Here is a 25183-nt window from a genome sequence, read left to right as displayed (position 1 = left end):
AATGTTTACCTATTTAGAGCAGCTAGGCCCAATGCTTTGGCCATTTATTGTTATTTCAATTTTTGCTACGGCAGTCATTTTAGAGCGTGCGGTGGTATTAACCTTTGCCTGGTTTGAAGTACGCGCAATTTTAACAAATAAGCGAGATTACCACTTTTCATTACTTGAGCTTGCGCAAATATCGTTGCAACAAAAAGTGATGGCGTGGCGAACACGCTTAGCCTTTTTAAGTTTAGTTGGCACGTTAAGTCCATTAATGGGGCTCTTTGGCACTGTGTGGGGCTTAGTGGTGATGTTTCAAAGTATTGCACAAAGTGATCAAGCGGTTACACCGGCTCTACTGGCTGATGGCTTATGGGAGGCAATGTATTCAACCATGGCTGGATTAGCCATTGCGATGCCGTGTTTATTGCTCTACGGACTTGCGCAAGCAGTCGTCGAAAGAATGCAAGGCGAACTCATCATTTTCATTAACCGCACATGGCATGAAAAGGGCTCTGCCAATGCTTGAGTTACCTAAAGTGAAAACACAAAGTATGGCGGCTGATCTTACCGCGTTATTGGATGTGTTGTTTATCGTACTGGTGTTTTTATTGCTAAGTGTTGCTGTAAAAGTGAATGTGATGGAGGTCAGCTTACCTACGGTTGGTGATAATAATGCTCCAGTGATTGAACAGCAGCCAAAAGTGATAAGCCTAATTTACGAGCAAAATAAAGTGAAGTTTGCTTTGAACGATCAACCATTTAGCACACTAGAGCATGTTATAGCTGCGCTCGAGCATGACCTTAATTCTGCACCCACTTTTATTGCGGTGGATAAACAGGTTCCCAGTGAATATTTAGTACAAACCCTTGCTGCGTTAAGTAAGCAAAACATTACGATTGCAAATATTTTAACTGAACGCAAATAAAAATAGTTATCATTTATATTTGATGTGTTATAGTCCTCATCCGTACAGAAGTTAAAGCATATTTAAATTGTGTTTTGCTTTCAGTAGCAAGGATTTTGCACTTACAACAACGATGCGATTAGCAAAGCCTGTATTGAATTTTAAAGGGATTTATAAGTATACAGCTGAAGAAAAAATATACTCTGGAGTAACTCATGCGTTTGTCTCTTATCTGTCTTTCTATTGCTGCAATATTGCCAACCATGTCATATGCAGATGCACTTAAAAAAGACACCGACTTAGTTGAAACGTCGCTTGATGCGGTAACCGTAACAGCCACTCGAACAGAAAAGTCAGTGTTGCAATCTGCACAAGCGGTTAATGTCATTTCAGCAGAAGATGTTGAGAAAAAACTAGACAGAAACCTTTTTGATACCCTTGATATGATCCCAAATGTGAGTGCCAGCGGCGGGCCTCGTGCGGCAGGGCATAAGTTTAATATTCGTGGTTTCAGTGATGCGGAAGATGTACTCGTTACCGTGGATGGCATGGTGCAAACTTTCGAAAAATACCGAATGGGTAGTTTATTTACCGACCCTGATTTATATCGCACGATTAGTATTAAACGCGGTACAAGCACAGTATTACATGGCGGTGGCGCGTTAGGTGGCGTGGTGCAACTTGAGCTTAAAGATGCGGCCGATTTTTTAACTGAAGATGAAACAGCTGGTGCCATTGTTAAATTGGGTTACGACTCTAATAACGAACAAAAAAATGGCAGTGTGTATGCGTTTGCAAGGCCAACCGAGTCACTCGATTTACTTGCTGCAGTGATCAAGCGGGATGGCGATGATTTTGAACTTTCAAATGATGAAACATTAGATAATTCAGCGCTTAAAAATACATCTTTGTTATTCAAGGGCGAATATTTCTTATCTGAAGAATCCGTCATTGGCGCGAGTTTTTCGCAAACTTCAGATGGCCAACGCACTGAATTCAATACAACAGATCCGGGTGCTTGGGGTACCCTTTATCGCGATGTTGATCAGACCAGTGCAAACGTGAGTTATGAATTTGTGCCTGAAAACAATGCGCTGATAGATTTAACCATGAAGCTAGGTTTTTCAAACAGTCAAGTAACTGAATCTGACGGTGAAGGCATGCTAGCTGATTTTGTTGGCATAGAGTCCAATTACGAATACAACATCACTACTTTAGATGTAATGAATAATTCACGCTTGAGCGGACACACCTTAACCTACGGTTTGCAATACACAGACCAAGAACGTGTTGGGGAAAAAACAGCATTACCTTGCGAGCAGGTAGATTATGAAACATATCGTTGTGTGAAGTACGGTGACACACCGCGTAAGTCAGAAATGACATCGCACCCAGGTGGCTCACAAAAGCGCACAGGCGTGTATCTGCAAGATGAATTTAAGCTAGCTGATTTGACCATTATTGCGGGTGTTCGATATGAACATTACAAGAGTTCCCCGACAGCCCAATTTGCACAGCAGTTTGACACCCTAAAAACAGAGGTATCGCACAGTGATTGGGCGCCTGCCATCAGTTTGAATTATCGGGTAAATTCAAACTTTGCAGTGTTTGCCAACCGCCAATCAGGTTTTCGTGCACCATTACTGGATGAGTTATACGATCAATATGGTGGACGTCAACCAGCATTAGATTTAGGTCTTGAATACAGTGATAACACTGAAGTAGGTGTGACCTTTGATGCGAAAAACCTGATTACCGACAACGATTCACTTACTGCACGCTTTATCTATTTTGATATCAATGTGGATGATGAAATTACGTCCGTGACAAGTGAAGCAGCAAATCCGTTGCCGGCACCAAGATACGCCAACCGTGCTAGCAATGACCGCGATGGTATCGAGTTTGAACTTAACTTTGCAACCACCATGCTATACACCAATTTAGCCTACAGCAATATTGATGGCGAAGATCATTTAGGTGAACCGCTATGGTATTTACCTGCGGATAAACTGGCCTTAAATGCGGGTGTATTTGTACTTGATAACGCGCTTCGTATTGGTACTCAAATAACCCAAAATGCTGCGCGCGATGTTCAAGTGTACGACCGTACAACACGAACGTATACCAAGCAAACACAAGATAGCTATGCATTAGTAGACTTATATGCAAATTGGTCACTCTCAGAAAAAGTGAACTTGCGAGTTGCTGTCGATAACGTGTTTAACAAAGAGTACAAGCTGATGGCAGGTACTGGTGGCGGCATCGGAGATTATGGTTTAGGGCGTAATATTAAAACGCAAGTTAGCTGGCGATTCTAGGAGAAATCAGATGAATACATTGCTTGAAAACTATCAAAAACTGCAAACTGAAGAGCCGCGACTAAGAGCTGTTGACGCTGCAGAAAAATTAGGTGTGAGTGAAGCTGAACTGCTTAATGCTCTGGTTGGGGTAAATGTAACGTGTTTGGATCCAACCAAGATCCCAGAGATATTGAAATCATTTAAAAAGCTTGGCCGAGTTATGGCGTTAACGCGTAATAATGATGTTGTTAATGAAATTAAGGGGGTGTATGAAAAACTCTATATTTCAGAGCGTAATGATTCCTTGATGGGGGTGGCTATTAATCCAGGCGGTATTGATTTGAGGCTGTTTTTACATAAATGGCAGAGTGTATTTTTAGTTGAGTCTGAGCGCCATTCAAGTGTGCAATTTTTTGATAAAGAAGGAAAAGCAGTACATAAAGTGTTTACTACACCACAATCAGACCTTACTGAATTTGCAAATATAAAAGCGCGCTTTGAAGTGCCTGCATATCAGCTTGCAGTGACATCAGAAATTCAGACTGCAAAGAATGAGCATACACCGAGTGAAAAAGAACTTACTGAGTTTAGAGAAGCATGGGCAAAGCTTGAAGATGTTCACTTGTTCCCTAAATTACTTGATACATTTAACTTAGGGCGTGTTCAGGCACTTGAATTAGTTGGTTCGCCATGGAGTTATGAGATCCCTCATAATGTATTACCTGAGGTGCTTGAAACAGTGAAAGCGCAAGCGCAGGAAATCATGGTATTTGTAGGAAATCAGGGGGCAGTGCAAATATACTCAGGTCCAGTGAATACCTTAAAGCAGGTTGGGGAATGGTTTAATGTACTTGACCCAATGTTTAATTTACATGCAAAAGCCGAACAATTTAATCGTGCGTTTGTAGTTAGAAAACCAACGGACAATGGCGAAACAGTGGTGACATCAATTGAGTTTTTCGATGCGCAAGGTGACACTGTATTGACATTGTTTGGCCGAAGAACTGAAGGTAAAAAGCAAACGAAAGAATGGCAATCTATTTGTCAGAATTTGACCGAAGAAAAACTCGCAATGATTAGTTAACTTTATTTAACGTTTAACTAAGAATGTATGTTTGAATAGCTTGAAGCTAGCTTTGAAAGCTGGCTTCAAGCTAACCTATCTCATCAACTAACTGCATTGAGAAAGCAATAATTCCTCCGATTAAGGTTCTTTTAATTTTTGTGTTATGGCTTCTTGTACAAAATATGCTTCTTGACCAAAAAATTCCACGTAATGCGATTCTGCTATCATTTTTTGATTATTCGGCTGTCTAAGTAATTCGTTGTACATTCTAATAACGGCTTTGCCAAGCTCAGAGTTTGCACATGCAATATAGCCAAATACGACATGACCACCTTCATCTAGTTTATGAAAACTCAGCTTGTTTAAATCGATTTCTGGTTCACTAATAAAGGTCGCATTGTACTCAATAACCGCATCAAATTTTTCTTTTGCAAACATAAGACGTAATCGTTTTGCTGCATCTTTACCAGATATCCACATAAGTTGTTTGTTGTGGGCTTTAAAAAGCGCATCGATATGTTTGCCATATGCGCGCCCGCTTACGGCGCCGATGCGTAATGAGTTTTCTTTTAATATTTGCGCTAATGAAACGCTATTTGGCAACGCGGTGGTTTTATGAACAACGAATCTGTTAGGTGGAAAAGCGACAATTGGCTTGGCAGTAAATTCAGCAAAGCGTTCTCGCTCAGGTGTTTTAACTTTGTTGTATAAGCAAACATCTGGTTGGCTAGTAAGCTCTCGCCATTCTCTAAGTCGGCTTGCCGGGATTAATTCCGCAGAAATGTGCCCTTTGCTTTCGAGCTGATTTGTCAGGTCGAGTAGTATACGAAACCCCATATCCAGTTCGTCTGCTTCTTCAGGTTGCAAAACATCTGACACAATCTTCACAGGCAGTGGACTGGCGTTGAGTGCACTTGATAAAAGAAAAAAACAACAAATAATATATCGCATAATACAAAACACACACTCGATTTACTGGTTATGAGTATAGTTTGGTTTGCTGTTTTAACATGGGGCAAACGCGATTAATGTTAAAAAGGCAACAATGTTTCGCACAGTCAAAGATCCACCTTGTCACTTTCTACGTTGCTCACAAAATGGCAACGCTTTTATGCCGTAAATTAACCGCCAACCTGCATATCTCTTCGAAGGTCATTAAAGAAATATGTTTTAAATCATTGAGACTACTATGCAATAGCACCATTTAGTGGCAACAAATTACTATTACCTACTCGCAAACACCGTTTAGCGCATTGCTAGGGAGGTGTAAAGATACACATAAACGGTTTAGCAATGCCCATTACTTTAAAGTAAATATTAGGTTTCAGTCTGACTTTATATTCCTTAACGTAATAATATATAACTAAAGTTTTATTTTGTGATATTATCACGGAAATTTTTTCACTTTAGACAGATTATGAAGCACATTGATATTAATTATTTAATTGGCAAACGCGTTTGGATTGGTTTATTTGCAATAGCACTTTGCATAATTGCATGGGCACTAGAGATTTCAGGTAATGTCTATATTTGTCCTTATTGTCGTGTTCAACGAACCGTAATTGGTATTTTAGGTGGGGTATTATTGTTGCCCTTTGCCTATCACTGGATAGTTAAATACATCTCACTGGTGATTGGTATTTTTGGAATTGTTGTTGCCTGTAATCAACACTTTATGGGGTGGAAAAAGATTTCTTCAGGAAAATTTCAGTTTAACGACAATATTTTTATTGACCCATTTTTACTTTCTGGGTTTGCACTTACTGCAATTGTTGGGATGATTTGCTTAATTCTTCAGTTACCGAACAAGAATAAGTAATTGTAGCGATCATTAAACATTAACTCTTATTTGTTAAGGTTAGATAGCACCTGAACACTAGGTTTTGTTGGTGATCACAATAAACGTGCCATACGTAAAGGTATCTCGTATATATAACAACAAGATAACTTTTATGGAATATGGCAATTTTATTGACTGGTATAACGCACTAGCAAAACCTGGTTGGACACCAAGCCCGCAGTTTATCGGGCTTGTGTGGCAAACCCTTTACCCGATCATTCTAGTAACCTTTTCATTTGTATTTGTACAGGCACTTAGAGGCAAAATCCCACGGATTTTAGTTATTCCGTTTATTGTTAATCTAGTTGCTAACATTGCGTTTACCCCTATTCAGTTCGGCCTTAGAAATTTGACGCTTGCTGCCATTGATATTGTGATTGTTTGGGCAAGTATTATTTGGCTAAGTTATAAAATCTGGCCGCATTACAAATTAATTGCCTTATTGCAGGTTCCTTATTTTATTTGGGTATCAGTTGCCACCACTTTGCAGCTCTCAATTACGGTTATGAACTGGTAATAATAAAATTATAACGTTTAAAATAAGCGCCTTACGCGCTTTATCAGTTATGACTTGTGACTGGTACAATGAGTTGGTAAGCTCGAAGAACATTAAACAATAAAGGCATCATAATGCAGTCATTTTTCGAAAAATTTCCAATACACACCAAAATTAATGTCGTCTGGGGTGAGATGGATGCATTGGGACATGTTAACAACGTTTCTTATTTTCGTTATTTCGAAACTGCGCGTATCGATTTTCTAAAGCAAACTGGGTTGCTTTCAATCTTATCTGAGCCTACTCACAGCCCAGTATTGCGAGATACTTACGCACAGTACAAGCGCCCAGTCACCTTCCCAGACACCTTGTATATTGGCTCGTATATTACTGACATTAAAAGTGACCGATTTACTATGCGTTATGAGGCATTTAGTGAATCACAGCAGGCAATTTGTACAACGGGTTATGCTAATGTTGTAATGTTTAATATGAAAACCGGTCAAAAATCACCTATTCCAGAAGAGATGTTAGCCATTCTTAAGCAATACAGTATGGACTAAACTGACACGAATCAATTTAAAACGCTTGGAGGCTGACGTTAGCTTGGTTCATAACGATACCCTTCATTTCGTTCACTTTCGTGACAAGATAAATAGTTAAACAACAAAGAGGTGTGGTGATGTCAGAGTGGTCATCACCACATTATTTGTAACTGAGTATTCTTTTTTCAGTGGGTTTGGAAAAGCGTTTTTAATTTAAACCAAAAAACTCATTATTCTGCAGTAATAATCGTGCTGGTGTACTTTGGCATATATGCTTGCCACCAACGTTGAGTTTGATGGGGTTGCCCAAGTTGCCAGATTTCTCCCACGATTGGGGTATGTAGCTGGATCCATTGTTCGTTAGATATTGACTGTACGTGTTCGAGAGGTTCATACCATGCATGGAATGCCAAATCGAAAGTACCATTATGAACAGGGGTCATTATTTTGCCTTTTAAATCAATATGCGCTTGAACACTTTGCTCTGGCGTCATATGTACATCTGGCCAATCTTTATCGTAAGCGCCAGTTTCGATGAATGTCATATCAAACGGCCCGTAACGCTCGCCAATTTCTTTAAAACCAGTGAAGTAACCGGAATCACCACTAAAATAGAGAGAGTGTTCTTTAGCTGAGATAACCCAAGATCCCCATAAGCTTTTATTGCCATCGCTAATTGCTCTTCCTGAAAAATGTTTAGTGGGTGTAAAAGCAATAAATCCAAACGGGGTTAATTGTTCTTGCCACCAATCAAATTCATTAATTTTATTTGGTTGTATTCCCCACTTTTCTAGGTCGCTTGCAACACCCAAAGGTACTAAAAACTGCTTTGTTTTATTGGCGAGCAGCTTGATACTGTGTTTATCAAGATGGTCATAATGGTTATGTGAAATAAGCACTTTATCGATAGGGGGAAGCTGTTCAATAGTGATTGGTGTTGGGTGAAATCGTTTGGGGCCCATAAATTGGAAAGGGGATGCCCTTTCTGCAAATACAGGATCTAACAACCAAAATTCGCCATAAACTTTAAGCAAAATAGATGAGTGACCGAGCTTGATAACATGAATAGTGTCATTGTTTAAATCAATAAGTTGCTCGCGAGTTAGGGTGTTCATAGGAAGTGCTTGTTCTGGGGCTGCATCCACTTTTTTTTCCATTAGGAATCTGACAAAAATACCAGCGACTTTACTAAAACTATTTGCTTCCATTGGTTCAGCATTGTAAAACTTACCATTTTCAAAATGGCTCTGCGTCGGTACCTTGGTTGTGCCGACAGTTGCTAACGAGTTATTCACAGTACAAGCTCCGATAAATAAAATAACGATTATTAGACAAATCCACTTAATCACTTTTATACACTCTAAAAAGTAAACTACACGGTGTAGTTTTGCATCTAAATTTAAAAAAGTAAACTGATTAGTGCACTTTTTTTTGATTCAGTTTAAAATATGCAAAGTAAACAATGAGGACGCTATGAAATTATCTGAGCAAAAACGGCTACATATTTTGGATGCTGCGGAACAACTTTTTTATGACAAAGGTGTTGCGCATACCAGCATGGATGAAGTGGCGAAAACAGCCGGCGTATCTAAGCGCACAGTTTACAATCATTTTGATACCAAAGACGCGCTCTTCTCAGCCATTATTGAACGCATGATGATGTTGCTTAATAGCACACAACACATTGCTTTTAATACAGATAAGCCAATAAAAGAACAATTGATGACAATCGCGCAGCAAGAGTGCGAATTATTTAAATCAGCTCCTTTTTTAAAAGTAGCTAAAATAGCTTTTATGCACATGATGTCACAGCCCGATTTTGCTAAGCAAATAGGTACTCATAAAGTGGGTTGTGCTGTCTATTTTGAACAGTTTCTAACAGATGCACAAAGTGCTAAACAGTTGGTTGTTGAAGATAAAGAACTTGCCTCAAAACAATTTGTTTATCAGTTAAAATCTCATATTTTTTATCCGCGTTTATATGGTTTTGATGTGCCAAGTGAAGCGCAAGAAAGCTATTTAATTGCACAAACAGTCGACTTGTTTTTAGCCCGTTATCAAGCCAAATCAATATAAAAGGCTTGGTATGTGTAAACGTGTTGCACGGTAAAATAGAAAACGTTATCTATACTTGCTAAGAGTGTTTTGAACAAAGTGGCAGAAGTGAGTATGCGTTTAGTTCGTTTATTGGTGTATGCTGTTTTACTAAACATATCATTTCTCTGTTTTGGGGAATCAATAAAAGTTGCGTCGGCACACTGGCGAGAGTTCTCTGAGCCAAATGGCACTGGGATTTACCTAGATGTAATTAAACGTAGTTTTGACGGACATCAGCTTGAATTTGATGTTGGTAGTTATGCCCGTGCTAAGCGTTTGTTTTTAAATCGTAAAGCCGATGTATTAGTGGGAGTCTATAAAGATGACCAATCTCTACATGCGAACACTGTTTACCCCAAATACTATCTTGACCTCGAATTTCCGGTTGTTGCAATTTATAACCCGCGAGCAACTAAACTGCGCCACCGCGAAGATTTTAAAACGCTAACAGTAGGTTGGTATGAAGAGTATGCGTATGATCGCTATGTACCATTACATGGTCAAACATACCGTTTCACTGACATCATAAAAGCCTTGGATTTACTCGAATCAGGTAAAATTGATGTTGTTGTTGACCATATTTACAACTTGGATGAAAGGCAGCTTAAAATCTTTAAAACGGTTGAATTAATGGGCAGCATGCCAATTTGGTTGGCGTTTCAAAATACGGAAAAAGGCAATCGATTAAAGGCACACTTTGAATCGTCTTTTGAACAATTATATAAAAGGCAAACACTCAAGCGTATTTATGGTGATTATTATGATCATGCAAACTTCTCAAGTTTATTTTCAGAAAAAAGCGACAATGAGTAAACTGTTTAGTTGTTTCATCCCTATAACAAAACATCAGCCTTATTGAGAAAACGAATGTGAGAGCACGCCGTCAGCGCAAAGAGAAACATCACCCACAAAACCAACAATACTTACAGTCAGTGATTGAAGCATTAAAAGCTAACCCTGAAAAACTAAACATTGTAAAAACCAATGTTGCCGATTACCAAGATCAACAATATCTGAAAAAAGGCTTTTTACTGGCATTGGAGCGTATGGAGTGGTTATTTGAAGCCAATCTAACCATTGATGAATTTTGTCAGCAAATTTTAGCGGATGACTATATAGGTATCCGGATCCGCAGATACCCATTAATTTTTAAAGGTGTATTAGATTAGTTTTTACATTGGGGTGAAAGCCAACACAATTTCACCCACAAACGCATTAATTAGGCCTTACTTGAATGCGCTCAACGTGACTAAATTGAGATAAGTTAGGAATGTCTGTTAATGCAAATTCAAGCGCAACATAGTTATTTCGGATTTTGTTTTTGGGTTGTGTGTAAAGCCATTTTTGAACTGCTAACACGGCATTACCGTCAAATAAGCCATCTAAATCGGATGCAACTACCTCGATATCTGACACGTTTCCGTCTTTTTCGATACTAAAATTAATTAATACACTGCCTTCGAGTTTATGTTTTATTGCATATTTGGGGTATATGGGAAGTGCGCGTTTAATCACTGACGCACTAGCTTGACTGTTATCTTCCTTTGCTGACAGTGATGGTGAAAGCAAAGCTACATACAAAATAAAAAATGAAATCATCCCAATATGAAATAACGATTGCGGTCTATTTTGTCGAATATTGAAAAAGCGTGACATAACAATTCCTTTTAATTGAGCTTAAAATACTAAACATTAAGATTACAAATGTAATTTCAATTAATGATTACACCTGTAATCATTGCTGTCAATATTTATTTGCTGTGAAAATTTATGATAAAAATGGACTTATTTTTTCATGCTGGAGTATTAAATACCTTTATGCACATAAGTATGACGGTTGTAACAAGGATAAACACTTGGGTGTGTTGTTTACTAAAGGACTTTTTTCGAAGAATATGACTTATGAGATTAACTTAAATGGCAATTGCTGCCTGAGATTTATGCACATACAGAGTGAGCTTTAAGGCTCACTCTGCAATCCTGTGATTATTCTGTCAGGGGTAAACTCCGGCCAACACGCTCAGCGCTTTTTGCTCTAACAGATTGAATCTCGTTGCCATGTTGAATTTGATCTATTGGTAGCCATTTGCCTTCATTGGTCATTGCTTCAATAGCAAAACCTGGGTAGGGCGTGAACGCATCTAATTTGCCATTTTTTATTTGTGCTGCCACTGTGGGAATACGATAAAACACGCCTTCTGACGCTAATTTGGGAATTTCTTTAAAGCCAACTAATGCTGCGAAGCGTTGCCAATCTTGCGTTCTTTCTTGCTGAGCTTGCTCAGTAAACGTTTCACTAGATTGATTATAAACACGGCCTTTTTCAGCGTAAGGTAATTGCCAGTCAGCGCGGTGCCATGCCCGCTCAGCGAGCGCCAATAGTCGAGGGTAAAGCATGTATTCTGCTTGTTTGTCTGAGCGTATCATTTCACTCCAAAGGTGCGCTTGTATCCCTTTAAATTTAACATTTGATGCTAAGCGGTGTTGCGTATCATCCGCATTGAAATTGGTATTTTCTTTGGTTCGCCAAATTTCGGCATGTGCCGGTAAATTTTCTGGCATAAAACTAAATACTTTATAACCATCAATTGCCCGTGCAGCCCAGTGATTACCGCGCTCTTCAGGGTGACTTTGGTAAGGAAAATCGAAATAAGATACTTCTGGAATAGATAACACCATATCCCAGCCTAAGTTTGCTTGTTTATGTATTTCTTGATGACCGCCTTCGGTGATCATAGACCAGCCATTAGACTGCACAGCTGTTGGCATATTTGTCGCTTTGGTATCGCCAAGTCCGTCATTCCAAGCGGCAACTTTAACACCCTTATTTTCAATGACTTTTGCCACCTTTTCAATAAAGTAACCATTAAACGAAGTTAAACCAGGTTGCTGGGATTTGAGTGCATTACAGGCTGGACTTTGCAACCATGCACCTGCAGTTTCATCCGCGCCGATATGGTAGGTTGTAAGCTCAACCCCCACCTCTTGGTGCATTGCTATCAACTCATCAATTACTTTTTCAATAAAGCGATAGGTACTCGGCAAACATACATTCAGTGTATTGTCATTGTAGTGTTGTATAGAGCTATAAACAGTATCGTCATTTGGTTCACTTAACCAGTATTCCTCGGCTTTTGCTTTATTGCCTAGTGTTATGTATTTTTGATAGCGCGCATCCATGGCTTTTACCGCGGCGCGAGAGTGCCCGGGCATGTCAAGCGATGGGATCACCTCAATATGATTGAGCGCAGCAAACTTTAAGATTTCTTGGTAATCTTTTTTACTGTAAAAGCCATTTATTGACGAAGTTTTGTCTATGCCAGCGCCTAATTGGGGTAATAAGCATTCAGTTTCGGTCAAATCAAAACAACGATGACCCCCGACTTGGGTTAGTTCGGGTAAGTCATCAATTGCTAACCGCCACCCTTCATCATCAGCGAGATGTAAATGCAGCTTATTAAGTTTGTAAACTGCCATTTGCGACAAGGTGTTTAAGATAAACGCTTTAGAGCGAAAGTTTCGTGCTACATCCAGATGTAAACCGCGAAATTCGAAATGCGGGGCATCATTTATTTTAAGACTCGGCACGACTAAATTATCGAGGCTGACAAGTCCTGCAATTGACATTAAGCCATAAAAAGCTCCGGTGTTATTGCTTGCGGTTATAATGATCGATTGAGGGGTTATGTCCAACGAATAAGCTTCATTGGCAAGAGAGGTATCAATTATTAGCGTCGTTTTAATACCTGTGTCATTTGCTTTTATACCGAGTGCACTGAGCCGCGCAAAAGCTGCCGATAGGGCATGATTATTTGCCAGTTCTGGCGCAATCGCTAGACCTTTGGCTAAATCAACGTTTTTACTGGGAGTGTGTATCTCTAAATGAGTTGGTTTTGGAATTAAACTCACCGGCGGTTTTGTCAATGTTGGTTTGACTTGTGTTTGATAAAGATACTGCGCTCCCATCCAAGGCGTTTTATCATGCTTGCTCACTCTTAGTTGGTTAAGTGATTTAAACGGGGCAAGGTAAGGTTGTTGTTCGAGCCCAGTGTCTTCATCGAGTGTAGTTTGTGTACTTTTTATCACTCTAGCCCTGATATCTGTGGACGCATCTTTGTTGGTTAAGATGTAATTTGGCATAAATTCAGAGCGTGTAATTTGAGAATCTTTGGTATAAAAGCGAATTGATTCAGCTTTTGCTTTATTAAATCCAGTAAACTCCGCTTTTGGGGTGATTTTGTGTAAGTCGCCATTAATATGGCTGATAGAAAAGTGCTCTGATTCAACCGAATAAATAGGCATTAACTGGCTAAAAAAGATAGAAAAGTCGTTGTACCTTGCATCACTTGGTACAGTTAGTACCAGCTCAGATAAGTAGCATTTTTTTAGCTTTTCAGGACAGCTCACTGGCATGGCATCTATTAAAGTGTATTTAACCTGTAAATTAGCTGCGAGATCATCAATCGCAGCTTGATTAGCAAACAGGGGAGTAACACAAAATAAAAAAGAGAGTGAAAAACGTTTAATCACGTGTCATAACCTCAGAAGTAAAAAGGTGATAGGCACCAAATAAAGCAGTATTGGCGTCTTGTGTGTAATGAACTTGCAGCGCGCTAAATACGCTTGGTGGCAGTGTGCTTTTTAATGTTTGCTGCAGGTTAGGGAGAAAGAAAGGCGCACTTTTGGCAACTGAGCCGCCAAATACGATAGCGTCTGGGTTAAAGGCTTGAACAACCTGAACGATTGCGCTGCCCAAGTGCGTACCCAGTTCACTAAATAAGTTAAGGGCTTTTGTTTCTCCAGCCTGCGCTTGTTCAAAAGTGGTTAACCCATCAAGGCCTTGTCGTTTAAAAAATTGTCCAGAACAATAGTGCTCAATAATGCCATCTAAGTAAGGAAAACTGCCAAACTCCCCGGCTGCTGATTGTTTTCCTGTATAAAGCTGATTATTTAAAATGAGTCCTGCACCGAGCCCGGTGCCTAATGTAACACCCACCACATTATCAAAATGTTGATAATTAGCGTGTTTAAAAATGCCATAGGTAAAACAGTTGGCATCGTTATGAACCAGTGTTGGTACTTTAAAGTGTTTTTCAAATAGTGTTTTTAAAGCCACGTTGTGCCATTTAGGAATGTTGAGTACTTCGATTACAAAGCCAGAGTGTGTTTCAACTAAACCGGGAACACCAATACAAATGCCTTGGCAACTTTCTGTTATAAAAGGACTAAGTTGTTCGATTAAAAAGGCATTAAAATCAGCTGCATTTAGGGTGCTGTTTATCGGCTGTCGCTTTGATGAGATTATGCGACCATTACATATATTTGCTATCGCGAGTTTAGTGCCACCGAGGTCGACACAGGTAATGTAAGGGGAAACTTGGTTCGTCATAATCGTTTTTAATCCATTGCTGTGCGTTTTTTAACGAGTTGAATTGTGTGGTTTTTAATAAGTGGCTTGGCCCACACACTGACACTAAAAATAAAGCCTAATGGTATTAATAGCACCAGAAGTGAAAAACGAAGGTCGCCTGAGAGCTCCGCGAAAAAGCCAATAATAGGCGATGCGAGTGCGCCACCCACAATACCCGTACATAAAATGCCAGAAACTGCACTGTGTCCTTTGGCAACAGAGTTTAAACCGAGAGAGAAAATCACCGACCACATAATTGACAAAAAGAAGCCCGAGGCAGGGAATGCAATTAATGCTATTTCTTTTGTGCCAAAAATAGCAAACATGAGCGAGCATGCCGCACCAATAGAAAACAGTTTGAGTACTTGTTTTGCATCCATGATTTTCAATAGTGCTAAGCCTAAAATGCACCCAATGGTAAGCAGTAGCCAAAATTGACTGACCACTTCTGTACCTTGGGTATTTGGATCAACGTCGTGGTAAGTGGCTAAAAATACTGAAATTGAGTTAGCGATACCTTGTTCTAAACCAACATAACAGGCAATGGCAATAAAAAATAACAATACCGTTTTGTCTTTAAACAGTGCTAAGGACTCGCTAAAGCGAATTGTAGTTGAGCCCTGTTGCGCTTTGGGAATGACGGTAAAAAGAGTAATAATCAGCATGATGATACTGATAACAGCAAACAAGGCATACATAATTAACCAGTCTTTATTTGGCTGAGTAAAGGTACTTAATTGTTGACCTAATTCGCTACCAGTTTGAATATGCGAGACTAGGCTGCTGTATACAATTGGCGATAGGGTTGCAGCTGCACCAAACAGCAGTTGTGCTGCCACTGAAAATGCCGCGAAATGTTGCTCACCGCCAGCGCGTCTAAGTAGTGGATTGATGGCAACTTGCAACAGGGCCATCGCACTGCCGATGGTAAATAAAGCAAACATTGCCATGGCAAAAGTGGGTAATACAACAAATAAAATTGCGCCCAATGTTGCTAATGCAAAAGCAAACACAATAACGAATTTCTCACCTTTTTCCTGAGCCAGTAAACCTGCAGGAATAGACATTAAGCCGTAGGCAGCAAAAAAAGCAAAAGGAAAGAAGCCTGCAAGCAATAACCCAATTTGATAACTGTCAATTAAGGCTGGGAAAATGGGACCCAGTAAGTTTGTGACAAACGAAATCACAAAGAATGTGATGAGTACCAAAAGCACGACCGGATAGGCTTTCATAGTTTAATCCTAATTATTGTTATATTGGTAAGTTGTTCAAATAATGAGGTGGTAGCAAAAATATGATTTATGGCGGGCAGACAAAATCAAGGGGATTACTACCACCTCGTGTTTACATGTCTGTTTAGCCATTTCTTAGGGGGAAATACCAGATCCGACAGTAAACGTTATTTAGTCTGCCAATGAATCTCACGTGTAAGCGGTATTTTTCTATTTACTAGTAATACTATTCAATCATCATGCAGTTTGTTTGGGGTTTTTTAGTAGCCAACTCTCAGTGCGTGCGACTTTTATCTAATAGCACAGAAGTAAGCCCTAAAATAAAATAGAAAAGTATTGTTACTTGTTAGAATAGTATTAAAGCGGGTTTGTAATTTTGGTGAAATATTATGTAACTTCACGTCGGGAATTATAATAAATGCGCGCCTTTTGCGAAAAAATTATCACGCCAACGGACGCATCATGGCGTTATCATAAATATCAAATGCCTTATCTGCCATTTAGTTGGCATTACCATCCTGAATACGAAATCTGTTTAACCTTAAATAGTAAAGGAGTGCGCCATATCGGTGACCACATCGCTGAATATGGTGACTATGATTTAGTTTTTATGGGGCCTAATTTACCCCATACCTGGCAATCTGAAAGTAATAGTGATGGCTCAGAGCAAATTGTTTATGTCGCTCAAGTGCCCGTTAATTGGCTTGATAAACTCGTGCGAGACCACAAAGAATTGCAAGGAATGATGTCATTGTTAACCCGTTCTCTAAAAGGCATTAAATTTTCCACTGCCTGCGCACTCTCAGCCAAGCACTTATTTGAAAAAATGGATGAGGCAAGTGGCGCTCAACGGTTTATTCTTCTGTTAGAGTTACTTACCATCATGTTAGATGATACGCAGCAGCATACTTTGTCTTCACCCATGTTTGCTTTTGGTAAACAATTAGAAAAAAACAATGGAAAACTTAATCAAGTAATTGAATTTATTTACGAAAATTATACTGAAAGCTTATATGCCGAGCAGCTTGCAGAGCTTGCTCATATGTCAACAAATCATTTCCATCGTTACTTCAAACAACGAACAGAGTACACGCTCACAGAGTTTATAAACAGATTACGTATTGGTAAAGCGTGTAAATTATTAATCAGTAGCTCTTCACCTATTTCAGTAATCAGTGATCAATGTGGCTTCAATAATGTATCTAACTTTAATCGCCGTTTTTTAGCAATTAAAGGCTGTACTCCGCGCAAATTCCGTCAGCAATTACTTAATCATGATCTTATAAATTAAAAAGGGCACTTAGGTGCCCTTGGGTGTGTTAACTTAGTAGGGGAGCTACCTAAATAGGTGAACAGTTACTAAATCTCAGGGAACTCGTTTTATTGAAAAATAAGCCTTGTAGAAATATCAGCTTTAATCAGAGATAACCATTAAGCCAACTCAGGTGATATTATATCAAGTGATAATCATTCGCAATACGGTTTTGCGGTTTTTATTATTCACGCAAGCATAATGATTGTGGTTAAACACATGTTATTATGAGTGAATATTTTTATGGATGTTTTTAAATGCTCTCTTTTTGCAAATACAGTCTCGTTCCTGCCAGTTTCAATCCATGGCGCGCAATTTATTTAGATGTCGCAGCAGCAGTAATTAATAAACTTGAAGAAAAGCGATTCGACTTTCTTCACTTCGGCTCTTCTTCGTTTCAAGTAGCGGGCAAGGGGATTATTGATATTTCTATTTTGTACCCACCAGGAAAGTTAGAAGAAGCTGTTGCTCACCTTAAACACTTCGGCTTTGTTGATCAGCATAGTGACAATCCTTTTCCTGATTCAAGGCCACGTAAAGACATTGCTGTAATTTTTGAAAATGAAACGTTTAATGTGCACATGCATGTGATTGAAAAAAACAGTGAAGAGCATTTAAAACAAGTGAAATATAAACAGCATATGCTCAATAATCCTGCGGATAGGGCGGCTTATGAAGCAAAAAAACGGGAAGTGATCGCGCGTGGTACAACAGTGCAAGATGACTATGGCAAAGCTAAATCACCCTTTGTTAAAAATATTCTCAATGCGCTTTAAATTGCCTTGATGAACCCGAATTTAAGTGTTCGTTCGGGTTAATCGACTACCTCTAAACTGATTATCTGACTGGTAACGCTGCCGTCTTCATCATAGATAACATAAGGTTCTTGGTTGATAAAACCAAAATCAGTAACAAACTGATTCGCGTTCAGCATAAATAATGGCTTAGTTGTTTGGGTTGTCAGCTCGAAAAAGCTGATAACTTGCTGATTTTCGATCTTACTTAAATAAAAGAAGCCCTCTTTTGTTAGTTTTATACTACTCGCTCTAATACTCAGTGCTTTATCTTTAAAGTCATACAGCTTATTAGTTTTTCCAATATTAGCCTGATACTGTAGGGTGTGATCATTGAATGAATAGAAATAAACCCCATTTTCATCACTCATTGCTGTAATACCGACATTAATTGCAATTTTAGCGTGTGTTTGGCTTTCGATATTTAAGCTTACTAAATCATAGTTTTGAGCCGCTCGCTGACTAATAAATAAATGCGTAGAGGTGTGATCAAAATTGAGTAAATAACTATCGTTCTTTATTGAAAAGTCCGATATCAGTGCATTATTTAATAAAGAGTAAATTGCAATATGTTTGGTTTTGTCTTTGGTATAGCTAAAGGCAATCAACTTTTCTTTGTTATCTACTTTAATCGCATGAATATAGCTTGCATTAATATCAGTAAGTTTTGATTGTTGACCATCTGACTCTATCCAAACTTCATAGCTTCCTGAACGATTTGAACTAAAAATGAGATTATTACTTTGGGCGAGATATACACCATCAAGATTGAGGCTAGGATGTTCGATTTTTAATGATAATGCGCCTTTGCTTTGAATCGTGATGGGACGATTTTGTACAGCATAATGAATCGCCTTGTTTTTTGCTTCAATCGCGACCCCAACCACTTTTTGCTGCGGATCAATGTTTGCTAACACAGACAGTGACATGGGTTCTAAAGCCAATAGCCACAACGCATATTGTCCATTATAGCGCCCAGCAATTACGAACTCTTCGCCGGAGTAATGCGATAAGCTACCCACCCTATCAATTGGTAAAGGTTGTGTCAGTGTTTGACGTGTATCGAGATTGTAATTGGCTAAATAGGTTGTTCTGTCTGCTGATTGTGAAATGTAATATAGGGTTTCATTGTTGGCAAATACTGGGTGTTTTTCACTGCCATCATGAGGGAGATAAAAAAGCTTAGCGTCCTGATCTTCGAGCGAAACTAGCACAACATTATGTCTATTGTGTTTGCTGGTTTGCAATGCTAGCCACTTTTCATTCGGAGAAACGCTCAACTCAACAACTCTCTCATTTAAGGTTATTACAGGCATAACCCTGTTCTTGCTGCGCTTAACAATTGAGCAAGCGTCATCACAACTAATAATGTAATCGCTCTCATTCGTTGAAAATATGTCTTTTATTTTAGATTGTTGTGTGTCAAGCAAGGTGTTTTTAAGCGTTTTGTTATCGTGTAGGTAAAGCTCAGACAAAGCGTGCTCTTTGCGAGTAAACAAAAGTTGGTTTCGGTTATTAACGCTTATTGAATCGATTTCACCATCGCTACTGTGTCGTATTGTCTTTTTAGTGGTTAAGTTAACTAATTGAATCTCATTTTGCTGCGTATTTTTGATAAAAAATAAGAAAATCAATGCACACGTAGAAATCCCTAATAGTAAGAGACTGGTGATGTTTAGTTTGGTGGCTTTAGATTCTACTTTGCCTATAAACACATAACCTTTACGAGGGATGGTTTCGATAAACTGAGGCGACTTAGGATTATCATTAAGTATTTTTCGAATTTCAAAAACGGCTTTTGTCACTAGCTCAGGCTCGAGGGTTTGATTCGGCCATAGTACACTCAAAATCATCTCTTTACTGAGCACCTGACCTGGGTGTTTGACCAGGTAGCATAATATAGACATTACACGAGGTTCTAGTCGAAATTCAGCCTTGGGTAAACTTACCTTATTCTTTTCCGGTTCAATTTTAAACTTCCCTATGTAAAAAATGCCCACTGTAACCTTCTGAAAATTAATAAGATAACTTTTAAATATTATCGAGATAACTTCTCAATTGCAATTGATTAGATGGAATAGGCATTTTATTGAGCGTTGAATGTTTAGGAGAATAAAATGAACAAAAAAATCAGTGTGATTGCAATGTTAGTTAGCATGCCTTTTAGTGCACTTGCGAACCAGATTACTTTAGATGTTGCCGGTAATGGTAACGTTAAGTATGGCGATGAAACATGTAGTGATAGCTGCACCATCAGTACCGAAAATAATAGCGTAATGCTTTTACCAAATGCACACTCGGGCGGCAGCTTTTCACATTGGAGTGGGCAGCAATGTGACTTTGGCCAGGGAGTTAAAACTAACTTGGAACGTTCATCGATTGGTAGGGCTGGCGGCGGTGCTAAAACACTTGCAACCGTTGACATTGATAATGATGGCGATAGTGATTTGTTGGGCATTAGCCTTTTTAGGGGACAAATTATTAAGTATCAAAATCAAGGGAATGGCACCTTCACGTCAAGCAGTTTGTTTTCACAATTAAATTACCCTTCAGCATTGGCAAGCCATGATATGAATGATGATGGGTTTTCTGATTTATTAGTGGCAGAGTATGGCGCGAAGCAAGTGCGCGTTTATAGTAATGATGGGTCAGGACAATTAACTGAATCAGAGGTGATTAACATTCCAAGCATCATTCCTTATGCCATTAGTGCGGCAGACCTAAATAACGATGGTACGGCGGAATTAATTATTTCGAGCTTTTCAGCTGATCGCTCTGGTGATTTGTTTAAACTCGTCAATTCAATTAAGAATCAAGAGGTTGCAATCTATGAAAAAACCGCAGATGGTTATATAAAAAGCCAGAGTATTGCAAATACTGCAGCGGTAACATTAGACAGTTATGTAGATAGTGATCATGGACTGGTGATTGTTTCCGCTGAAATTGATACGGGTAATGTGTCTGTGTACCGTCAATCTGACGGGTTCGCAGGCATGGTTATTGATCAAAGCACAGCACCTTACGGTGTCGGATTTGCCGATCTTGATGATGATGGTGATATGGACATTGTTACTGCACACTATGGACCATATAGCTTGCGTACTATTTATAATAATGCGGGCAGCTATGATACGGCTATAGAAATTGCTACCGGTGAAGAAGGGTTAACGGCAGTGCAAGTTGCTGACTTTAACATGGATGGCTATCAAGATATCGCTACGGGTGAATTTAATAATCATAGCTTTTTCTATCATGCAGCAAGTAGTTATATTGAATGTGGTGTTGCGAAAGGTTCAAACATTGAATTGACTGCAAATTTCAGTGCAAATACAGATACATCATCAGGCCAGCCTACCGAGGATAAACAAAGTGAGAGCAGTGGCGGGACATTCTCTTTTATGGTGATGTCTTTACTGGCGATAAGTTTTCTTCGTCGCAGAGCAACGTTTAAAACTGAGTGATGTAACTGCTGCTTGTCGCCCTCAAATTTAGCGACACTAATGAAAACCTAGAAAAATGCCGGCAATGTAGCGTTTCCGGCATTAAGTTCACTTTAATGGGAAACCAAAGTGATTTTTGAAAAAGGGGTTAATGTTCGTGCGCTTCTTCTTCAAAGGCACCTAACCAAGTTAGGTTTGCAATTCCTTGTTCAACAGTGATTAACTCGTTTACGCTCTGGTTCTCAAAGTTGATTTGATACACTGTGTTACCGTAAACAAGGTAACTAATATCATGTGCTTTATTAGCGATTAATTTAGCGCTTTTTTCTTCATCAAGTTGATCTATAACCTGAAAACGAGTTGTTAGTTGCCATTGTTCATGTTGATCGAAGACATTGATAAAGCCAGCATCATCAAGTACTAACACAGCTTCATTATCACCGCTCACGCTGTAAGCCAAATAGTTAGTAACACCTTCAGATTGCCATGCAAATGGCGCGATCTCGTCTGTCTCAAGGTTGACAGTAAATACGCCACCTCGTGATAGGCCAATAATGGTGTTGTTTTCTTCGCTGCCAATAAATTTACCAATTCTTACGCCTTCAGGCATGCTTGAAGGGTTAGCTATTTTGTTTGATGTAAACAGTTCACCATCTTGTTTAATTTTCACAACACCATCACTACAAGCAAAGGCAATGTAGTCTTCAGTTTGGAAACTGCCGTGAAGAGCTGGGCAAAGGTGCTCAAATGTTTGCTCTTGGTGAAAATGATCGTTATGCAGTTCAAATAACCCAATTGTTTCGGGAAGAGAACTTTCACTGTTTACATCTCGAATTGTGGCAAGTACAAAGTTATCGCGGATTTGGCCAGTACCGTGCTGATATGTCTCATAATGATGCTCAGCAATCACGCGGGTTTCATTAATACTTTCGTCAGAAATAATGGCAAAGCCAGCATCTGCTGAAGCTTCTTTATCACCATCAAAAAATACCAATGCATGTTCGCCTACAGGGACGTAATGGGTTGGTTTTACGTCTAGTAATTCAAATGAATTAGCTGCAGGAGCGTCTTCGTGGAGATCGTGATGATCACCATGTTCTTCCAAATATATACCGCCATCAATGAATTCAACAAGGCTTTCACTACGTTGAATAGCAACAGCATAACGTCCGTTAGGACTTGCATAAAGTGCAGAAGCTGGGTGGGTTAATGCAAAACTGTCGATTATCTCATTTTGTGATAAATCAAAAATGTTAACCATGTTTGAGTCTGGCGAGCTAAATGCTAATCGACCTGCAGGTAAGGTAATCGGTTCTTCAGGAGTAGAAGGTGTATCAATAACGGGTGTGTTGTCAATAACAGTATGTTTTTCAGAACCACAGGCACTTAAAAGGGAAACTAAAATAGCACTCGCTAGCGCTTTACGAATCATTATTTAAAATCCTTGTTATGTTATAAAGTAACATTTTAATTATGTTATAATATAACAATTAAAAGCAAGGTTTATTTTATTTATTAACAATGAGAAATTCTAAATGGACATAAAAAAAATGATGTCCATTGATTTCACAAAGGAAGTAGAAGGGAAACTCTTATCAAATTTTCGAGTATTAGTACTGTTTTTTGTCAGCGATTTATAGCTCAACACGAAAACTTTCAGCTTTACATACTTTTGCTTTTTTACAATCGTTATACCCTGTTGCGGAACGGCAATGGCTGAAAACCATCGCATTACCACCATTTTGTGCAGTTTCAATTGCTAACTTTTGTCGCATTTGTGAGTCAGAGGGCAAAAAATTATTGTAATCACTGGTGCAGCCTATTGATTCAATCATACCCAGAGCGACAAAGTTATATTGATGAAGGTCTTGATAGCTTAAATCAAGCACATGATTTGAAGCTGCACTGCGTGAAATAGATGACAAAATGGCTTCGTTGGCATTTGTCGACACCTTGAAAGACGCAGATGAACAGCTCACAAGAAAAGTGATAAGTGAAAAAATAACGAATAAACGCATTAGTTAAATCCTTTTAAAATAAGCACGTTACCTCTAGTGTTCTTTGAGTTTAACACAAATTTTTCAAGAAAAAAGGCGCTCATATGAGCGCCAAACACGGAATCGTTACAAGCTAAAATTAGGCTTCGTTTCGTTTATAAAATGCAATTATTGCTAATGCGACAAACGCGAGAATAAAGCAGTAGTAAGAGCTAGTTGCAACATCCCAAGGTGTAATGTGGAAGGTTGCACCAAGTAACAATGCTTGCGCGCCATATGGCAAGCTACCTTGCATCACACAGGCAAAAATATCGAGTAAGCTCGCTGAACGTTTCGCAGGAATATTGCCATCTTCTGCAAGCTTTTTTGCAATTGGTCCTGCAACAATAATTGACACTGTATTATTGGCAATACATAAGTTTGAAGTAAGCACTAACGCAGCAATGCCAAATTGGTCGGCTACTTTGCGGTTCCATTTCGCAATAACTTTAGTAGCCTTTTGAATTTTATCAGCGATATAATCGAGGCCACCATTAATACGAATAAATTCAGACAAGCCGCCAATAAACATTGATAACAAGAAAATTTCTTGCATGCCTTTAAAGCCTTCATAAATGTCTTTTACAAACTGTCCACCTTGATAGTCACCGGTAAAGCCCATTAAACCGGCAAACACAATACCGCTAAACAGCACCACAAACACATTAAAGCCAGCAACCGCAAGTACTAAAATAAAGGCATAAGGAAGGACTAAAAGTAAGTCGTAATCGTTAACATCGATAAGTTCTGGCTCCGGTGTTAAAAACGCCAAAAGCAGCACGGTTAATGCCGCTGCTGGTAAAGCGATTTTTAAATTTTCACGGAACTTATCTTTCATTTCACAGCCTTGTGTGCGCGTTGCGGCAATGGTGGTGTCTGAAATAATTGATAAGTTATCACCAAACATGGCACCAGAAACAACCGTACCGGCAACCAATGCTGGATCAAGGCCTGTTTTGACTGAAAGGGCATAAGCAATTGGGCCAATTGCACCTATGGTACCCATTGAAGTGCCCATGGCTGTCGAAACAACAGCCGAAATTAAAAATAATCCAGGTAATAAAAATGCCGGTGGTACAAGGTCAAGACCTGCATTTACAACGGCATCAACCCCACCTGTAGCACCTGCTACCGTTGAAAATGCACCTGCTAGCAAGTAAATCAAACACATGGTAATGATATTGCTATGGCCTGCACCTTTAATAAAGGTTTCAACTGATTCGTTTATGGATTTCTTATTGAGTAGAAATGCCAAAAGGATTGCCGGCAAAATCGCAACAGGAGCTGGCAACTGATAAAACGCATAGTCTACCCCTTGCGATTGCAAGTAAAGGCCGGCGCCTAAAAATAGTCCAACAAATGTTAGTAGTGGTAGCAATGATAATTTTGCTGCTGTTTTATTGATATGAGTATCCATATAAACCTCAAACGGAAACTTTACATGTTGCATGCATAAGTGCACGAAACTGAAATTTCTTCTTCTTATTCAGCACTATTAGTTCCACGTTTTGCACTTGAGCGCAAGTTTTAAGCAAATAACGTGAAAAAACCGCATGAATAAAAATGGATGTGCGAATGTATAGATGTCTAGATGTTTTGTCAAATTGAACTTGCTATAATCGGCAAAGGAATAAAATTAATCGCGAAAAAATGCTAAGGTCGGCTTTCTTAAAAGGGTAATATCAAACAAACTTTATCCTAAATTATGAAAGCGTCAGGTTTAAC

23 protein-coding genes are annotated in these 25183 nt (G+C 39.1%); 13 read left to right on the top strand and 10 right to left on the bottom strand.

Going from position 1 to position 25183, the window contains the following annotated elements:
• The first annotated feature begins 1 nt into the window (after nt 1).
• The 4 genes from OM33_RS20710 (at nt 2) to OM33_RS20695 (ending at nt 4274) form a co-directional block, all read left to right on the top strand.
• Nucleotides 2-511, top strand: coding sequence for a MotA/TolQ/ExbB proton channel family protein (locus OM33_RS20710; protein ID WP_040136450.1), 510 nt, complete (start codon nt 2-4; stop codon nt 509-511).
• A complete protein-coding gene (locus OM33_RS20705; protein WP_040136448.1) occupies nt 504-911 on the top strand; it encodes a biopolymer transporter ExbD in 408 nt (135 codons plus the stop codon). The genes OM33_RS20710 and OM33_RS20705 overlap by 8 nt, the downstream gene beginning before the upstream one ends.
• A gap of 194 nt (nt 912-1105) precedes the next feature.
• Nucleotides 1106-3208, top strand: a complete 2103-nt coding sequence (locus OM33_RS20700) for a TonB-dependent receptor domain-containing protein (RefSeq protein ID WP_040136446.1) — start codon at nt 1106-1108, stop codon at nt 3206-3208.
• Between the two features lie 10 nt (nt 3209-3218).
• Nucleotides 3219-4274, top strand: a complete 1056-nt coding sequence (locus OM33_RS20695; RefSeq protein WP_040136444.1) for a hemin-degrading factor — start codon at nt 3219-3221, stop codon at nt 4272-4274.
• A gap of 120 nt (nt 4275-4394) precedes the next feature.
• Here the strand turns inward: OM33_RS20695 and OM33_RS20690 are convergent, their stop codons facing one another.
• Entirely contained in the window at nt 4395-5207 is an 813-nt protein-coding gene (locus OM33_RS20690; RefSeq protein ID WP_040136442.1) for a hypothetical protein, read from the bottom strand.
• A 466-nt stretch (nt 5208-5673) separates the two neighbouring features.
• Here OM33_RS20690 and OM33_RS20685 point away from each other — a divergent pair, with 466 nt between their 5' ends.
• From OM33_RS20685 to OM33_RS20675, 3 genes are all read left to right on the top strand, one after another.
• The gene (locus OM33_RS20685; RefSeq protein ID WP_040136440.1) at nt 5674-6075 is read left to right on the top strand and encodes a hypothetical protein; all 402 of its coding nucleotides are present in this window, start codon (nt 5674-5676) and stop codon (nt 6073-6075) included.
• 133 nt (nt 6076-6208) lie between these two features.
• Nucleotides 6209-6613 carry a TspO/MBR family protein gene (locus OM33_RS20680; RefSeq protein ID WP_040136438.1) on the top strand — a complete coding sequence of 135 codons (405 nt, stop codon included), beginning with the start codon at nt 6209-6211 and terminating at the stop codon, nt 6611-6613.
• A 113-nt stretch (nt 6614-6726) separates the two neighbouring features.
• Complete coding sequence (locus OM33_RS20675; RefSeq protein WP_040136436.1) at nt 6727-7155, top strand: acyl-CoA thioesterase; 429 nt, start codon at nt 6727-6729, stop codon at nt 7153-7155.
• Nucleotides 7156-7367: 212 nt separating this feature from the next.
• Here OM33_RS20675 and OM33_RS20670 read toward each other — a convergent pair whose 3' ends face one another.
• The gene (locus tag OM33_RS20670) at nt 7368-8432 is read right to left on the bottom strand and encodes an MBL fold metallo-hydrolase (RefSeq protein WP_234402747.1); all 1065 of its coding nucleotides are present in this window, start codon (nt 8430-8432) and stop codon (nt 7368-7370) included.
• 178 nt (nt 8433-8610) lie between these two features.
• Here OM33_RS20670 and OM33_RS20665 point away from each other — a divergent pair, with 178 nt between their 5' ends.
• The 3 genes from OM33_RS20665 (at nt 8611) to OM33_RS20655 (ending at nt 10403) form a co-directional block, all read left to right on the top strand.
• On the top strand, nt 8611-9213 hold the full coding sequence (locus tag OM33_RS20665; RefSeq protein WP_040136432.1) for a TetR/AcrR family transcriptional regulator: 603 nt from the start codon (nt 8611-8613) through the stop codon (nt 9211-9213).
• A gap of 69 nt (nt 9214-9282) precedes the next feature.
• Entirely contained in the window at nt 9283-10047 is a 765-nt protein-coding gene (locus OM33_RS20660) for a type 2 periplasmic-binding domain-containing protein (protein ID WP_040136430.1), read from the top strand.
• A gap of 56 nt (nt 10048-10103) precedes the next feature.
• Nucleotides 10104-10403: a hypothetical protein gene (locus OM33_RS20655; RefSeq protein ID WP_052141224.1), complete on the top strand. Its 300-nt coding sequence runs from the start codon at nt 10104-10106 to the stop codon at nt 10401-10403.
• Between the two features lie 46 nt (nt 10404-10449).
• Here OM33_RS20655 and OM33_RS20650 read toward each other — a convergent pair whose 3' ends face one another.
• From OM33_RS20650 to OM33_RS20635, 4 genes are all read right to left on the bottom strand, one after another.
• Nucleotides 10450-10890 carry an energy transducer TonB gene (locus OM33_RS20650; protein ID WP_040136429.1) on the bottom strand — a complete coding sequence of 147 codons (441 nt, stop codon included), beginning with the start codon at nt 10888-10890 and terminating at the stop codon, nt 10450-10452.
• Nucleotides 10891-11220: 330 nt separating this feature from the next.
• Complete coding sequence (locus OM33_RS20645; protein ID WP_052141223.1) at nt 11221-13764, bottom strand: family 20 glycosylhydrolase; 2544 nt, start codon at nt 13762-13764, stop codon at nt 11221-11223.
• Nucleotides 13757-14623 (bottom strand): ROK family protein, encoded by an 867-nt coding sequence (locus OM33_RS20640; protein WP_040136427.1) that lies wholly within the window; start codon nt 14621-14623, stop codon nt 13757-13759. The genes OM33_RS20645 and OM33_RS20640 overlap by 8 nt, the downstream gene beginning before the upstream one ends.
• Before the next feature lie 8 nt (nt 14624-14631).
• A complete protein-coding gene (locus tag OM33_RS20635) occupies nt 14632-15876 on the bottom strand; it encodes an MFS transporter (RefSeq protein ID WP_040136425.1) in 1245 nt (414 codons plus the stop codon).
• A 418-nt stretch (nt 15877-16294) separates the two neighbouring features.
• Between OM33_RS20635 and OM33_RS20630 the strand changes: the two genes are divergently transcribed.
• On the top strand, nt 16295-17167 hold the full coding sequence (locus OM33_RS20630; RefSeq protein WP_040136423.1) for an AraC family transcriptional regulator: 873 nt from the start codon (nt 16295-16297) through the stop codon (nt 17165-17167).
• A 278-nt stretch (nt 17168-17445) separates the two neighbouring features.
• Nucleotides 17446-17964, top strand: coding sequence for a GrpB family protein (locus tag OM33_RS20625; protein WP_040136422.1), 519 nt, complete (start codon nt 17446-17448; stop codon nt 17962-17964).
• Between the two features lie 38 nt (nt 17965-18002).
• Here the strand turns inward: OM33_RS20625 and OM33_RS20620 are convergent, their stop codons facing one another.
• Entirely contained in the window at nt 18003-19982 is a 1980-nt protein-coding gene (locus tag OM33_RS20620) for a winged helix-turn-helix domain-containing protein (RefSeq protein ID WP_040136420.1), read from the bottom strand.
• Between the two features lie 117 nt (nt 19983-20099).
• Between OM33_RS20620 and OM33_RS20615 the strand changes: the two genes are divergently transcribed.
• Complete coding sequence (locus tag OM33_RS20615) at nt 20100-21443, top strand: FG-GAP repeat domain-containing protein (protein ID WP_052141222.1); 1344 nt, start codon at nt 20100-20102, stop codon at nt 21441-21443.
• 127 nt (nt 21444-21570) lie between these two features.
• Here OM33_RS20615 and OM33_RS20610 read toward each other — a convergent pair whose 3' ends face one another.
• The 3 genes from OM33_RS20610 to OM33_RS20600 all read right to left on the bottom strand — a co-directional run bounded on the left by OM33_RS20610 (nt 21571) and on the right by OM33_RS20600 (nt 24875).
• Nucleotides 21571-22854 (bottom strand): hypothetical protein, encoded by a 1284-nt coding sequence (locus tag OM33_RS20610; protein ID WP_052141221.1) that lies wholly within the window; start codon nt 22852-22854, stop codon nt 21571-21573.
• A gap of 202 nt (nt 22855-23056) precedes the next feature.
• Nucleotides 23057-23440 carry a hypothetical protein gene (locus OM33_RS20605; RefSeq protein WP_040136418.1) on the bottom strand — a complete coding sequence of 128 codons (384 nt, stop codon included), beginning with the start codon at nt 23438-23440 and terminating at the stop codon, nt 23057-23059.
• A gap of 118 nt (nt 23441-23558) precedes the next feature.
• Nucleotides 23559-24875 carry a Na+/H+ antiporter NhaC family protein gene (locus tag OM33_RS20600; RefSeq protein WP_040137055.1) on the bottom strand — a complete coding sequence of 439 codons (1317 nt, stop codon included), beginning with the start codon at nt 24873-24875 and terminating at the stop codon, nt 23559-23561.
• Nucleotides 24876-25183: the final 308 nt, after the last annotated feature.

The sequence above is a fragment of the Pseudoalteromonas piratica genome (assembly GCF_000788395.1).
Taxonomy (GTDB): Bacteria; Pseudomonadota; Gammaproteobacteria; order Enterobacterales; family Alteromonadaceae; genus Pseudoalteromonas; species Pseudoalteromonas piratica.
The sequence above is the reverse complement of the archived record's forward strand: the minus strand, read 5'-3'. Positions and strand labels throughout refer to the sequence as shown.